The 14,405-nt window shown below is 59.0% G+C and carries 13 protein-coding genes and 1 other RNA gene; 3 read left to right on the plus strand and 11 right to left on the minus strand.

Features of this window, described 5'->3' with window-relative positions; translation table 11 throughout:
* Position 1 precedes the first annotated feature (1 nt).
* From mraY to mraZ, 7 genes are read right to left on the minus strand one after another with little or no spacing between them, the layout of a single operon-like run.
* A complete protein-coding gene (gene mraY / locus AC5SEO_RS10590) occupies positions 2-1,102 on the minus strand; it encodes a phospho-N-acetylmuramoyl-pentapeptide-transferase (protein ID WP_003513226.1) in 1,101 nt (366 codons plus the stop codon).
* Between the two features lie 23 nt (positions 1,103-1,125).
* Complete coding sequence (locus tag AC5SEO_RS10595; RefSeq protein WP_026330779.1) at positions 1,126-2,559, minus strand: UDP-N-acetylmuramoylalanyl-D-glutamyl-2,6-diaminopimelate--D-alanyl-D-alanine ligase; 1,434 nt, start codon at positions 2,557-2,559, stop codon at positions 1,126-1,128.
* On the minus strand, positions 2,556-4,016 hold the full coding sequence (locus AC5SEO_RS10600; RefSeq protein ID WP_003513228.1) for a UDP-N-acetylmuramoyl-L-alanyl-D-glutamate--2,6-diaminopimelate ligase: 1,461 nt from the start codon (positions 4,014-4,016) through the stop codon (positions 2,556-2,558). Before AC5SEO_RS10600 ends, AC5SEO_RS10595 begins: the two co-directional genes overlap by 4 nt.
* A 59-nt stretch (positions 4,017-4,075) precedes the next feature.
* Positions 4,076-5,818, minus strand: a complete 1,743-nt coding sequence (locus AC5SEO_RS10605; RefSeq protein ID WP_003513230.1) for a peptidoglycan D,D-transpeptidase FtsI family protein — start codon at positions 5,816-5,818, stop codon at positions 4,076-4,078.
* The gene (gene ftsL / locus AC5SEO_RS10610; protein ID WP_174068526.1) at positions 5,818-6,384 is read right to left on the minus strand and encodes a cell division protein FtsL; all 567 of its coding nucleotides are present in this window, start codon (positions 6,382-6,384) and stop codon (positions 5,818-5,820) included. The genes AC5SEO_RS10605 and ftsL overlap by 1 nt, the downstream gene beginning before the upstream one ends.
* Before the next feature lies 1 nt (position 6,385).
* The gene (gene rsmH, locus AC5SEO_RS10615; RefSeq protein WP_013636514.1) at positions 6,386-7,411 is read right to left on the minus strand and encodes a 16S rRNA (cytosine(1402)-N(4))-methyltransferase RsmH; all 1,026 of its coding nucleotides are present in this window, start codon (positions 7,409-7,411) and stop codon (positions 6,386-6,388) included.
* Between the two features lie 14 nt (positions 7,412-7,425).
* A complete protein-coding gene (gene mraZ, locus AC5SEO_RS10620; RefSeq protein ID WP_003513235.1) occupies positions 7,426-7,866 on the minus strand; it encodes a division/cell wall cluster transcriptional repressor MraZ in 441 nt (146 codons plus the stop codon).
* Between the two features lie 621 nt (positions 7,867-8,487).
* On the opposite strand from mraZ, the gene AC5SEO_RS10625 reads away from it, so the two are divergent.
* Genes AC5SEO_RS10625 through AC5SEO_RS10635 form a run of 3 tightly spaced genes read left to right on the plus strand, consistent with a single transcriptional unit; the run spans position 8,488 to position 10,654 of the window.
* Positions 8,488-8,889, plus strand: coding sequence for a DUF350 domain-containing protein (locus AC5SEO_RS10625; RefSeq protein ID WP_174068527.1), 402 nt, complete (start codon positions 8,488-8,490; stop codon positions 8,887-8,889).
* Between the two features lie 9 nt (positions 8,890-8,898).
* A complete protein-coding gene (locus AC5SEO_RS10630; RefSeq protein WP_174068528.1) occupies positions 8,899-9,495 on the plus strand; it encodes a DUF1190 domain-containing protein in 597 nt (198 codons plus the stop codon).
* Position 9,496: 1 nt separating this feature from the next.
* Complete coding sequence (locus AC5SEO_RS10635) at positions 9,497-10,654, plus strand: glutathionylspermidine synthase family protein (protein ID WP_003513255.1); 1,158 nt, start codon at positions 9,497-9,499, stop codon at positions 10,652-10,654.
* A 26-nt stretch (positions 10,655-10,680) separates the two neighbouring features.
* Here the strand turns inward: AC5SEO_RS10635 and rnpB are convergent.
* The 4 genes from rnpB to AC5SEO_RS10655 all read right to left on the minus strand — a co-directional run bounded on the left by rnpB (position 10,681) and on the right by AC5SEO_RS10655 (position 14,313).
* Positions 10,681-11,086: RNase P RNA component class A (rnpB, locus tag AC5SEO_RS10640), an RNA gene on the minus strand.
* A gap of 56 nt (positions 11,087-11,142) precedes the next feature.
* Positions 11,143-12,333, minus strand: a complete 1,191-nt coding sequence (locus AC5SEO_RS10645; protein WP_003513256.1) for an FAD-dependent oxidoreductase — start codon at positions 12,331-12,333, stop codon at positions 11,143-11,145.
* 66 nt (positions 12,334-12,399) lie between these two features.
* A complete protein-coding gene (locus AC5SEO_RS10650) occupies positions 12,400-13,587 on the minus strand; it encodes an NAD(P)/FAD-dependent oxidoreductase (RefSeq protein ID WP_174068529.1) in 1,188 nt (395 codons plus the stop codon).
* A gap of 186 nt (positions 13,588-13,773) precedes the next feature.
* On the minus strand, positions 13,774-14,313 hold the full coding sequence (locus AC5SEO_RS10655; protein ID WP_174068530.1) for a lytic transglycosylase domain-containing protein: 540 nt from the start codon (positions 14,311-14,313) through the stop codon (positions 13,774-13,776).
* Positions 14,314-14,405: the final 92 nt, after the last annotated feature.

Consider the following 14,405-nt stretch of genomic DNA (forward strand, 5'->3'; position numbering starts at 1 on the left):
CTCACCTCAGCTTCAGCGTAGCGAGGCCGAGCAGCGCCAGACCGACGGAAATGATCCAGAAACGGATGACCACCTGGCTTTCCGTCCAGCCTTTTTTCTCGAAATGATGGTGGATGGGCGCCATCAGAAAAACGCGCCTGCCGGTGCGCTTGAACCAGAAAACCTGGATGATGACCGAGAGCGTTTCCATCACGAACAGGCCGCCGACGATGACCATGACGATCTCGTGCTTGGTGGCGACAGCGATGGAGCCGATGAGGCCGCCGAGCGCCAGCGAACCCGTATCACCCATGAAGATGGCGGCGGGCGGCGCGTTGAACCACAGGAAGCCGAGACCAGCCCCGACCACCGCGCCGACGATGACAGCGAGCTCACCCGTTCCGGGCACGAAGTTGATCTGCAGGTAATTGGCGAAAACCGCGTTACCGGCGAGATAAGCAATCACGCCGAAGGTGGCGGCTGCAATCATAACAGGCACGATGGCGAGACCATCGAGACCGTCGGTCAGGTTAACCGCATTGCCGGCGCCGACAATCACGAAAGCACCGAACAGCACGAAGAAATAGCCGAGATTGATCACGAGTTCCTTGAAGAACGGAAAGGCGATGGAGCTTCCGAGCGTGCCGCCATGCGGTGCGGAAGCAAGCGCCACCTTCATCATGAAGAACACGGCAATCGCGGCAATCAGGAATTCGATGCCGAGACGGGCTTTGCCGGAAAAGCCCTTGTCGCTCTGCTTCGTCACCTTGAGATAGTCGTCGTAAAAGCCGATAGCCCCGAAGCCGAGCGTCACCATCAGAACGGCGACGACGTAGACGTTCGACAGGTCACCCCAGAGCAGCGAACCGCCGAGAATACCGGCAAGGATCATCAGCCCGCCCATGGTCGGCGTGCCAGCCTTCTTGAAATGCGTCTGCGGCCCGTCGGCGCGGATTGGCTGGCCCTTGCCCTGGCGCACGCGCAGCGAATTGATGATCGCCGGTCCGAAAAGGAAGACGATCAACGCAGAGGTGAACATCGCCGCACCCGCCCGGAAGGTGATGTACCGGAAGAGGTTGAAGACTTGAATTTTATCCGACAGTTCGACGAGCCAGATCAGCATAATTGCCCTTTCAAAAGGCTATTTCAGACTTGGCGTTCCGTCTCGGGGAATGCCGGATACTTGTCAAGCAGTGCCGCGACAATCTTGCCGAAACCCAGCCCAAGTGACGATTTTACCATCAGCGCATCGCCCGGTTGCACCCATTGCAGGGCAAAATCGGCAAGTTCAGCTGTCGTCGGGAACCAGATGACAGTTACACTGTCCGGAAGCGCATCGCGAAGGGCGGCCATCGCCTCCCCAGCCAGCCAGACATGTTCGATACCACCGGCTAGCAGCGGCCCCGCCAGTTCCTCGTGTAGCTGGGCTGAGAATTCACCCATCTCCAGCATGTCGCCGAGAACGGCAACGCGACGGCCATAACCCTGCGTTTCTGTTTCCGCAAGCACGGCAATCGCCGCCCGCATGGAGGCGGGGTTGGCGTTGTAGCTCTCATCGATCAGCAGGAAGGAACCGCTTTCAATCGTCAGTCGATGGCGCTGTCCGCGCCCCTTGACTGCCTCGAGCGTTCCTAGCACCTCGAAGGCGCGGTCGAGATTGGCGCCAGTGACGGCAACAGCGCCAAGCACCGCCATGGCGTTGTCGGCAATATGCCTGCCGGGAATGTTCAGGTGCAATTCGCTCGTTTCGCCGTTCAGGATCGCCCAGATGGTCGAGCCCGTGGACGTGCTTTCGAAATCGGCCAGCCGGAAATCGGCCTTGGCATGCTGCCCGAAGGTCAGGATATGCTCGATACCCTGGTCCTGCGCCGCTTCTTCAAGTTGCTCGAACTGGGCGTTGTCACGGTTGAGGATGACGAAGCCGCCCTCCTCCAACCCTTCGAATATCTCCGCCTTGGCGCTTGCGATCTCTTCTATGTTCTTGAAATTGCCCAAATGAGCTGGCGCGATGGTGGTAATGATCGCGACATGCGGACGTACCATCTTGACCAGCGGACGGATTTCGCCGGAGTGGTTCATACCGATTTCGAAAACGCCGAATTCAGTATCGGCGGGCATGCGCGCCAGCGTCAGCGGCACACCCCAGTGATTGTTGAAGGACGCCACCGCCGCATGAACCCGGCCCGAAGGCGCCAGAGCCTGCCGCAACATTTCCTTCGTCGTCGTCTTGCCGACAGAACCGGTCACCGCGATGATCCGCGCCGTGGTCCTTTCACGCGCCGCAATGGCCAGCTTGCCAAGCGCCGCGAGGACATCCTCCACGACGATCATGGGCACGGTCAGGCGGCCGAGGGCCGGCAGCTTGCCTTCGGCGACTACCAGCAGGCCCGCACCATTGGCGACAGCAAAACTCGTATAGTCATGGCCGTCGACCCTATCGCCCTTGATGGCGAAAAATGCTTCACCAGCCTTCACAGTCCGGCTGTCGATGGAAATGCCGGTGATACCGGTCGGCAGGTTCCCGACGGGACGCCCTGCCGTGATGGCGATCATGTCGGCGACTGTCCATAACCAATTCAAATCTTCAATCCTTCCAGCGCGGTACGCACCTGTTCATGATCGGAAAACGGCAGCGTCACGGAACCGACGATCTGCCCCTCTTCATGCCCCTTGCCCGCGACGATCAGCGTATCGCCGTTCGAAAGCAGCGACACCGCATGACGGATCGCCTCTGCCCTATCGCCAATTTCCAACGCACCCGGCGCAGCCGCCATGACTTCGGAACGGATCGTTGCAGCGTCTTCCGAGCGCGGATTGTCGTCGGTAACGATGACGATGTCGGAAAGACGTGTCGCCACTTCGCCCATGATCGGGCGCTTGCCCTTGTCACGGTCGCCGCCGCAGCCGAAGACGGTGATGATGCGGCCGGAGGTGAAGGGCCTGACCGAGGTCAGAACATTTTCAAGCGCATCCGGCTTGTGGGCATAGTCCACATAGGCAAGCGCGCCGTTCTTCGTCTGGCCCACAAGTTCCAGGCGACCGGCAGCACCGATCAGCTTTTCAAGCGCCTTCATGGCCGTTGGGGCGGAAACGCCGGTGGACATGGCAAGACCGGCGGCGACGAGAGCATTGGCTACCTGAAAATCGCCGGCCAGCGGAATGTCGACTTCGTGGATCACGCCGTCATGGTGCACTTCGATCAGCTGCTTGTGACGGAAATGCTCTACACGCTTCAGCGTTAGATAATCGCCCTTCCGGCCAACGGTGCGCACATTGAGGCCTGCATCCGCGGCGGCGCGAATGGCCTTATCCGACCAAGGGTCGTCGGCAAAAATGACGGCTGGCGCGCCCTTTTCCATCAGCGTGTCAAACAGCCGCATCTTCGCGGCCATATAGTCCTCGATTGTCGGGTGATAATCCATGTGATCACGGCCGAGATTGGTGAAACCGGCCGCAGCGAGCTTCACGCCATCAAGGCGACGCTGGTCGAGGCCGTGGCTCGAAGCTTCCATGGCCGCATGGGTCACGCCTTCGGCAGCAAGCTCGGCGAGAAGCGCATGCAGCGTCACCGGATCCGGTGTGGTAAGCGCGCCATAATCTTCGCGGCCGGGAGCGATGACACCCGTCGTACCGATCTGGGCGGCGGCATGGCCAGCGAAAGCCCAGATTTGCCGCACGAAGGAGGCAACGGAGGTCTTTCCCGCGGTGCCGGTAACGGCGACCATGGTTTCCGGCTGTTTTCCATAAAAACGGGAAGCGGCGAGCGAAAGGTAGAGGCGCGGGTCAGTGACAGCGAGGACCGGCACATCGGCATCCACCGCATGCCCGGAAACGACGGCGACCGCACCCTTGGCGACCGCGTCCTTCACATAGGCCGCGCCATCCGCCTTGGTTCCCGCAACCGCCACGAACAGGCTGCCGGGCGCAGCCTTGCGGCTGTCTGCGGTAATTCCCCCGATTTCGATTGCCCCTATCTCAGACAGGAGCAATTCATTCAATTCCGGAAACGCCGTCCCGGATATATCTCGCAAATTCATCGACTGTGTCCGTCTTGTCCCCCCGGCGCGATTCGCCGGAACACCATAAGCTCTAACAATCAATAAGACACGAGCAAGGCCGAGCCATCCTTGCCGAACTTCGGCTTCACGCCCAGCACTGCCGCCGTGCGGCTGATGATATCGTGCACCATCGGCGCAGCCGAGGTGCCTGCAAGTGCCGCGCCATTGCCCTTGTCCGTCTTCGGTTCGTCGATGAAGGAGAGCACCACATATTGCGGGTCGTCCATCGGGAATGCCGAAAGGAAGGCATTGAAGTTCTTGTCATGCACATAACGGCCATTGACGACCTTGTCAGCCGTACCGGTCTTGCCGCCGACATTGAAACCGTCGACGCGCGCATTACGGCCGGAACCGTTGACACCGTTCCATTCGAACAGGAAGCGCATATCCTTGCTGGCGCCGGGCTTCAGCACCTGTTTTGCGACCTGATCCGCCTGTTCGCGCGTGCGCGGCAGGAATGTCGGCTCGATCAACTTCCCACCATTGACGAGCGCGGCACCGGCAACTGCTGTCTGCAACGGCGTTGTTGAAACGCCGTGGCCGAATGAAATGGTGATCGAGTTGATCTTCTTCCATTCGCGGGGCTGCGAAGGCAGCGCCACTTCAGGCAGTTCGGTCTGCATGCGCGTCAGAAGGCCAAGCCGCGTCAGGAATTCCTTGTGTCCTTCGGTCCCCACGGTGTCGGCGATTTTTGCCGTACCGATGTTCGACGAATACTGGAAAATTTCCGGCACCGAGAGCATGCGGCCCTTGCCGTGGAAATCCTTGATGGTGAAGCCACCGATGCGGATCGGATAACGCGCGTCGAACATATCGCCCAGGCGGACGCGACCCGAATCGAGACCCATGGCAATGGTGAAGGATTTAAAGGTGGAACCCATTTCGAACGTGCCGTTCGACATGCGGTTGAGCCATCCTTCCTTGGCACCTTCTGCCGGGTTGTTCGGATCATAATCCGGCACGGAGGCCATAGCGAGCACTTCGCCGGTATGCACATCCAGAACCACAGCCCCCGCGCCGATCGCCTGGAACTTGGTAATGGCTGAGGTCACGACTTCACGCACGATGGACTGGACGCGTAGATCGATGGAAAGCTTCACCGGCTCCAGCGGCTGATCGCTGGTCATGCCGAGCGCCGTCAGATCGGCCAGTCCCTGGCTGTCGACGTAACGTTCCATTCCGGCAACACCGCGATTGTCGATATTGACGTGACCGACAACATGGGCAGCTGTTGGCCCGCCAGGGTAGAAGCGGCGCTTTTCCGGGCGGAAACCGACACCGGGGATGCCGAGCGCCAGGATCTGGCTCTGCTGTTTCGGCGTCAACTGACGGCGCAGCCACTGAAAGCGCGAATTGGAGGAAAGCTTCTGATAGGTGCCGCGCTGGTCGAGATCTGGCAATACAGTGCGCAGCTTCTCGATGGCTTCGTCGATATCGACGATGCGATGCGGCTCCGCAAACAGCGACACGGTGCGGATATCGGTCGCCAGAACCTCGCCGTTACGATCAAGAAGATCGGGACGCGACGCCATCAGCCGGTCGGCAGGGGCAATGCTCGAAACCGTCTCCTGCTCGGCAAGGCCATATTGCACCAGACGGCCGCCCACGACGCCGTAAAAGGCGATGAAGCCGAAAATGATGAGACCGACGCGGCTTTTCGCCTGGGCCGCCCTCTTCTTGCGAGCGCCCTCGAAAGCAGCATGGTCAGTGTGAATGCCGGTGGTGCTGGCGGAAAAGTGAGCCTTGCTCTTCAGAACCATGACGCGGGAGAGAAAAGACATCAGCGGTCCACCGATCCAGTTATGGTTTCATCCATTTCGCCATCTTCATCGCCTGCGACAGCGGCGACGGCAGGAGCCGGAGCCGGAGCCGCCGTGGGGCGGGAAACACGCGCCCGCGGTGTTGGAACAGGAGCGCCATTGGCGGCAATCTGGCCGGCGGGCGGTGATTTCTTCTTGGCAGCTCCGCCAAGCGTAGCGCCCGGCTTGGAGCCGTTGACGGCAGCGGCGATGACATCCGCAACGCTCATGCCTTCCGGCTCGGGCGGCTGCGGCAATTGCGAGCGCAGCATCGGCAATTCGCGCGGCTGCGCCAATTGTGTCGGCAGCGTCGGCGAAAGGCCAAGCTCGTCCTGATAGGCATTCACGAGACGATGAAGGCGGTTCGGCTGCGTCAGCAGTGCCCAGTCGGCCCGCAAAAGATCGATCGTGTCTTTTTCGAGCTTGATTTCGGTCTCGAGCTTGCGGACCTGTTCCAGCTTGAGATCGGTCTTGTGCTTGATCGAATAGGTCACCACCGCCGCAGCGACCATGACCCCCATCAACACGACATCGAATGTGCGCAGCATATCAGCCTCCCATCTTTTCAAGGCTGGCGAGATCGGGAAGTTCGAAAATCGAAAAATCTGCCGCCCGGGCAGGTGCCGCCGTGCGCAGGCCGGCGCGCAGCTTGGCCGAACGGGCCCGCGGATTGATCTCCGCCTCCTCGTCGCTTGCAGCGACCATCGGCTTGCCGATATTTTCGAAAATGGCGGGCTTGTCCTCCACCATCGGCAGATGGCGGGAACCCGCCGCCTTTCCGGAACGTTCGGAGAAGAATTTCTTGACGATGCGGTCTTCGAGCGAATGGAACGTGACGACAACCAGCCGGCCGCCGGGCTTCAAAGCCCGCTCGGCAGCAAACAGGGCCTGCGCCAATTCGCCGAGTTCGTCGTTGACGAAAACGCGCAGCGCCTGAAACACCCGTGTTGCGGGATGGATCTTGTCTTTAGCCTTGCGCGGCGTAACGATTTCAATGAGGCCCGCCAGATCGCGCGTGGTGCGGAAGGGCTCTTCCGCCCTCCTCTTTTCAATGGCGCGGGCGATGCGGCCCGGCTGCTTTTCCTCGCCGAGAAAACCGAAGATGCGGATGAGATCGCCGACCTTGGCGCGATTGACGACATCCGCCGCCGAAACGCCGGAGCTGGACATGCGCATGTCGAGAGGACCGTTCTTCTGGAAGGAAAAACCGCGCTCTGCCTCGTCTATCTGCATGGAGGAAACGCCGATATCGAGAACCACGCCGTCAAGACCGCCTTCCGGCGCGTGCCTTGCCAGATCGGAAAATTGCGATTGAATGAGGGTAAGCCTGCCGCCATTTGCAGCAACCATGGCCTGGCCGCCGGCGATCGCGTTCGGATCGCGGTCAAGCGCGATGACATTGGCACCTTGATCGAGAATTGCCTGGGTGTAGCCGCCGGCGCCGAAAGTGCCGTCGAGGATGACCTTACCGGATGCGGGTTCGAGCGCAGCGATCACTTCGCGAAGCAGGACCGGGATGTGACGCTGAGGTCCCTCACCGGCATCAGAAGATCGCCCGCCAGAATTCGCCGCCATTCCGTGTCCCCGTCCTATGCGGGGCGTGCAGCCGAAAAACCGCGCCCCGCTCTTGCTGCCGCCTGCGCCGCCAAAAACGCCTGCGGTTGCCAAAGCTGAAAATGATCCGCTCGTCCAACGAAGGTGACATCCGTGGATATGCCGGTAAATTCCCGGACGAAATCCGTCACCATCAACCGACCTTCCTGATCGAGCTTCATGAAAACGCCGCCGCCGTGTACCAGCAGCGACATTGCGTTCGCCTCCGGCGAGAAGGCATCCATGGACGCGATCTGCCGCTCGTAGCGCTCCAGCAAATCCGGACCGCCGACACTGATTGCCGGAAACGCGAAATCCTGAAGACAATAAAGCTCCTGAATCCCACGCTGTGCCAGCACCGAACGAAACGGAGACGGAACCGAAACGCGCCCCTTGGCGTCGATCCTGTTCGTTACGTTCGATAAAAAGCGGTCCATTACTCAACTCGCCAAAACCGCATTCCGCAAAGCGAATCATCCGCCCCACAGACAACACCGGTACGCACGACACATCGCCAAGCGTCAGGGCGACATGCCCTGCAGCAGCCCGTTGCAGGCTCCTCACTCGTTTCAGCGATTGCGGGTCAAAAACACGACCCAGTGTGGTGTGCATTTGGGATACCATGGGACACTATGGGCGTCAATGGGAGAAGCCGGCACGATACCGACTCCGCATCGGAAATTCATAAGCCGTTAAGTTTAACGATTGGTTTACTTCGCGAACTCATGTGCCAGCGGAAACAAATAAAACTTGGGTCGATATGCCCATTTTGTGTTTGCGAACCAGACACTTGGCGACCTTCTCCAAACACGCGCCACTTAAATCGCAAAAGGCGCTCTGATGCTGCCGCGGGAATGCCAGCTTGGTTGGCGTTACGGCTATCTGTGTGATTTAGCGATAGACCAGTTGCAGAGGTTCGATTTGACGCCGAAGCAATGCGCATGTTGCGCTCAGCCAGAACCGTCATTCTCAACAAACAACAACGCCGCGACGCTTGACTTTTTAAACTTTCAATTGATTTTGATTTCTGAAGTTGTGTTTTTCATTGTGAGACAATAATGCCGAATTGCGTGGCAGGCTTACCTGCCTTCTTAAGTTATTTTCTGATCGGCCTGCTCTGCCTGGTAACCTTTTCCGCTATTTACACCCGCCTTACTCCCCACCGCGAGGGGGAGTTGATCAAGGCCGGCAACTTTGCCGCCGTCGTCGCTTTTTTGGGGGCACTGATCGGCTTCAGCCTGCCGCTCGCCTCGGCGGCAGCTAATTCCGTCAGCCTCCCCGACTATATCGTCTGGGCAGTGATCGGCCTGCTGGTACAGGTTCTCGCATTCTACATCGCCAAACTCTCCATGACCGACCTGCACCTGAAAATCACCGAGGATAACGTTGCGGCCGGGCTCTGGAGCGGCGGTATCGCTGTGGTCATCGGGATTTTAAACGCAGCCTGCATGGCCTATTGAGGAACAGACATGTATTTGGACGTGACAGAACACCCGCGTCTCGCCCTCGGTACGATTGCCGCAATAGGCCTTTTTATGGCTTTTTCATCGGAGGAAGAGGTTCTTTATACCTCAGTTGAAAAATGCGTTGCCTCCGGTGTCTATCCCAAGGCTTGCCAAGCGGCATCCGAAGACGCCGGCCAACATCATCTCGCCACTGCACCTAAATTTCTCAATATGGTCGCATGTGAAATGGAATACGGCGCGGGAAACTGCTTTGAGCTGAAACAAAATCTCAATTCCACTAACTCCACCGGCATAGGCGTCTTCACACCCTCACCCGCCGGTTTTGTTATGCCTCGGTCCATCGAAAACTTTGCAGACTACAGCAACTATCGCCGCAGGCAGAAAAACAGCGAGTCGGGTTCCAACGGTGCGATGTCGGCCTATCGAAAACGCAACGGCGACCTCGTCATACCGGATGTGACGGCCAGTGAACAGGACCAAGGCGGCGGGGGAATCACGTCAGGAGGAGGCGCGCTGGCGAATGACGTGAAGACGTCCAACGCCAAAACGAACGTCAAGGGCCGTGGTGGATTCGGCGGCCACTCCTTTTCAGGAAGCTGACATGCGCCGCATCACAGTCCCGCCGCGCCCGGATTGGCGCGAGAAAGCCAATGCTGTCGGTTTCTCCTTCCATGAAATGCATGGCGAGCCTTACTGGGTGGACGATGCAGCCTATTGCTTTGGACTGGCTGAAATCGAGCGCGACATCGAAGAACCGAGCCAGATCCTGCACGACATGTGCATGGATCTCGTCGCCGACATCGTACACAGTGAGGAGGCTTTAACCCGTCTTGCCATCCCCCGCGATCACCATGATGTCATTCGAAATTCTTGGCGGCGGTGCGACCGCCACCTGTATGGCCGCTTCGATCTTGCCTATGACGGGCATGGCCCTGCAAAGCTGCTGGAATACAACGCCGACACGCCCACTTCCGTATTCGAAACGGGATATTTCCAATATAACTGGCTGACCGATCAGGTCGCCCTTGGAACACTCCCGCCGCAAACCGACCAGTTCAACTCGGTTCAGGAAGCTTTGATTGAGGCCTTCGGTCAATTCTCGCGAGACAGGATTTTCCATTTCGCGGCGGTGAGCGACAACGCCGAGGATTGCGGCACGACGATTTATCTCATGGACTGCGCCATTCAGGCGGGCCACCGTGCCCAATTCCTCGATATCAGAGACATCGGCATCGATGCGTGCGGGCGTTATGCTGACCTTCAAAGTCGCGTCATCGAACGCTGCTTCAAGCTTTATCCCTGGGAATACATGTTACGAGAATCCTTTGCCACGCATCTGCCTGCACAAGGCGATATTTTCATCGAGCCGGCCTGGAAAGCCGTGCTGTCGAACAAAGGCCTGCTGCCTTTGCTCTGGCAGCGGCATCCCAATCACCCGAATCTGCTCCCGAGTTTCTTCCCGGACGATCCTGAAATATATGAATTACGGGATTACGTGGTGAAGCCGCTTCTCTCGCGTGAAGGCGAAAATGTCAGCCTTTACCGAAACCGACGCGAAATTTTATCGGCCCCCGGCAATTATGGCCAAGAGGGGTATGTTTTTCAGGCATACGCACCATTGTTCAAGAGCGATTTCGGATACGCCGTGTTAGGAAGCTGGATCGTCGCCGATCGGCCCTGCGGGCTCGGGATTCGCGAGGACGCGTCACCTATCACCGCAAATCTCTCCCGCTACGTTCCCCATATCATCGAGGGCTGATCGCCACCGAAAAAAGCGGCAGGAAAATCGCCAGTTGGCCTGTAAGCCGGGTTCTGTATGGCCCCGGTTTGACCCGGAACGTGGCAGCCATTCATCTGGGACGGCATTTGCATGCCGCCTCTCGCAACCCACCCGGATGACGGGCCCGGAAACCGGCTGTAGACGAAGGCTTTCGCCCGCGCCCCGTGTCATCCCTATTCGGTCTTGCTCCCGGTGGGGTTTACCTTGCCACCACTGTCACCAGCGGCGCGGTGGGCTCTTACCCCACCCTTTCACCCTTACCATGCCAGGCATGGCGGTTTGCTCTCTGTGGCACTTTCCCTGGGGTCGCCCCCGCCGGACGTTATCCGGCACCGTATTTCCGTGGAGCCCGGACTTTCCTCACCTTACCGTCTTTCGACATTGGTAAAGCGCGGCTGCCCAGCCAACTGGCATGGCGTCAATACCCATGTTCTTTGGCGAAAGCCACCGAAAAGCGTAACGGAAGATCAAAGAAATGCAGGCTTGAAATCCGTTGCATAGGCGTCGTTGCCAATTTTTCCATCCCGCAGCAACAGGGCGCCTAACCGCCCGATCTCGTCGGAACTCTTGGCTGCCGTACCGTTGCCGCCAGTCAGAACCGCGATGCGCGGTGACGTCGTAAAGCCGATGGCCGGATAACCGCCCGGCGTTTTGGACACCACGCAGGCGGCCATGGAAATGCGCGACCGGTCGATGGATGGCACCAAGGTCCCGACGATGGCGGAGAGATGGTCGCGAACGCTTTCGCGCCCGCCGGAACGGAACCATGCGCGGATTTCGGGATCGCTATCGAGCTTCTTATCATCGGGATCGCCGCCGATTTTCAGATAGAACCTGCCATCGGGATAACGGACGGGCGGCAGGAGATAGATATGTTTCGTCGTGTCGCGCGGCTCGTAAATCAGCGACGGCATGCCCGCATATTGTCCCAGCTCCGCCTCGTCTACCTCGAAGAAGGCGACGGTGCGCGCATAAACATTGAGAGCGACGGGCTGCGGCAACAAATCCTTCGTGATCGAGAAGCCACCCGCAGCGACCAGCACCCGGTCTGCCGTATAAACCGCACCCGAGGCCGTCTCGACGCGTGCACGGCCAGCCTCTTCCCGCGTTGAGACGACTATATCGTCGATGAGCGTAACGCCGGCTTTGTCTGCCAGAACGCTCTGCGCCTTCACCAGCGCGCGCGGATTGACGTAACCGGCGTTGTCCTTTTCGAACACGCCCTCGCAGCCCGGCTCGAAGGAGAAATAGGGAAAGGCGCTTTTCAGACCTGCATCGTCAAGCATTTCCGTGGAAACCCGCAGACGCGCCGCTGCCTCACAGACGTTGTCGACAAAGGGATTGTCGCCACCGCGTTCAGGCCCAACCATCAGACAGCCGACGGGAGCGTAAAATTCCACGCCGCTCCTTGCCGCGATGTCGGTGTAGCGCGCGATCGAGCGGTTGGCGAGCAGTGCCCAGTCCGCATCACCATCAATGGTGCGGGTAATGCGCGCCTCATCGTAATGGCTGGCGAAAACACCCGGATGTGACTTGATGTCGGCAGGTTCACCGGGGCCGATCAGGGCCACACCTTCGGTGTTTTCCGCCAGATGGCGGGCGGCGGCAGCACCCATCATGCCACGACCGACAACGATATATTTGAAATGTCCCGACATGCCGCCCTCTTCGCCTCAACCCGCTCTAATACAGCCGCGATTTTGTAGCCGCTTCGCTGCTGAATGTCAGATAAAAACGGGCGACATTTCGGCAGCAAAATCACTCTCGGTCAGCTGGCCATGCAGAAGCAGCACCGCGCCTAGCCGCCCGATTTCGTCGGAAGACTTGGCGGAAACGAAATTGCCACCGGTCAGAACCGCGATATTGGAAGATTGCGTATAGCCGATATATGGATAACCGCTACGGGTAATGGATGCGACGCAGGAACCAGAGGTCACGGGGCAGCCCGCAAGTTCCGGCATGAGCGATAGCGCCCGCTTCGTCAGGAATTCCACTTCGCCCGGCGTGCCGTCGGAATGAAACCAGCCGACTGCTTCGGCCAGCGTTTCCAGCCTGCCCTTTTCGCTCTCACCGCCGATCTTCAGATAGACCTTGCCGTCGGGGTAACGCACAGGCGGCAGAATATAGACGATATCGTCCTCGGTCTCCGCCAGCACGATGGTCGAGGGCATGGAGCCGAAGAGGGCCTGCCTTGCTTCGTCGAGTTCGAAAAACACGATGGTGCGGCCCGTTGCCGCCATATCGACCGGGGAAGGCAGAAGATCAGCCATGTTGGTGAAACCGCCAGCGGCCACTATGACCTTTTCGGCCGTGTGTACGGCCCCTTCCCTGGTGCAAACTTCCACACCTTGGGAGGTATCGTGAACATGCACCGCCGTCTCGCGGATCAGTCGCGCGCCCTGCGCAGTAGCAATCGTGCATTGCGCCCTCACAAGCGCACGCGGATTGACGTGGCCGGCATTCTGCGCCTCGAAGTAACCGTCGTGATCCGACGGCAGGGAAAACATCGGGAACCGGCCAGCCAGCGCATCGCTTCCGATCGTTTCCACGCCAAGACCGAGACGGTCGGTCGAGACCAAGGCTCGCGAAACGTAGTCTCCGGCAAGCCCCTTGCCGTTTCCGGTAAACAGACAGCCCGCTTCGATGAAGAAACGGATGCCGCTTTTTGCTTCGATCTCGGAATAGCGCCGGATGGAGCGTTGCGCCAGCTCCGCCCAGACGGGATCGCCATCGAAACCACGGGTGATGCGCGCCTCGTCATAGTGACTTGAAAACACACCGTTATGGGTCTTGCGATCGGCGGGTTCATCCGGCCCGATCAGCGCCACGCCATCCGTTTGCGCCGAAAGGTGCCTCGCTGCCGCCGCACCCATCATTCCGGCACCGACAACGATATATTTGAAATCCGGCATGTCATGCTCCGCATCAGGTTTGCTCCTGACTACAGCATGCACGCATAAACCGGAATCGATTTTCGTGACGTCCGAAACATGTCGCGCAAGAGCGTGCAGCGGTTTTGCAATAACGAGATGCGATAAAACAAGGACTTAAGGCTTATCGCCAATCTTAAACATCACGACACGCTTGAGCAAAGGACCTCAGCTGGCCAGAAGCGCCTGGACCTTGCCGCAATAACGCTTGGACACCGGGTTCATGCGGGTGGCGCCGTGGCCGGCATTGTAACGCAGGATCGTGCTGCAAACCTCACCGCCACCAAGCTGGTGTGCGGTTGCCAGATATTGCATGCCCCAGCGAATATTGGTCTCGGGGTCGAAGAGGGCTTTGGTCGTGCCGCGAAAGCCCATCATGCGCGCCGTTGCCGGCTTTATCTGCATCAGCCCGACCTCGCCTGCGCTGCCGCGAGCCCTAGGGTTGAACTTGCTTTCTACAGAAACGACGGCATGGGCCAGATTGGTGGGGACGCCGTAACGCTTGGCATATTTGACGATCAGATCGGAATAGTCGTTCTTGAGCGACGAAGGCAGGCTCTTTTCGGGAACGGGATAACCGGGCGTACGGAAGAAGGTCCCCAGCGTCACGGTTTTGGTCTTCACTTCCTCGTCTTTGGCAAAAGCAATCCCCCCCTGCGAAACGAGCATAGCAACGCCCGCTGCGACAGCAACAAAAACTCTGTTCATCTGTTGAAATAGTCTCCAGATCGGATAACCGGAACAATGAAACGATAAAAACGTCCAGCGCGCGGAAAGTCGATTACGACCTTCTACCGTCC

Source organism: Agrobacterium sp. K11, assembly GCF_059429395.1.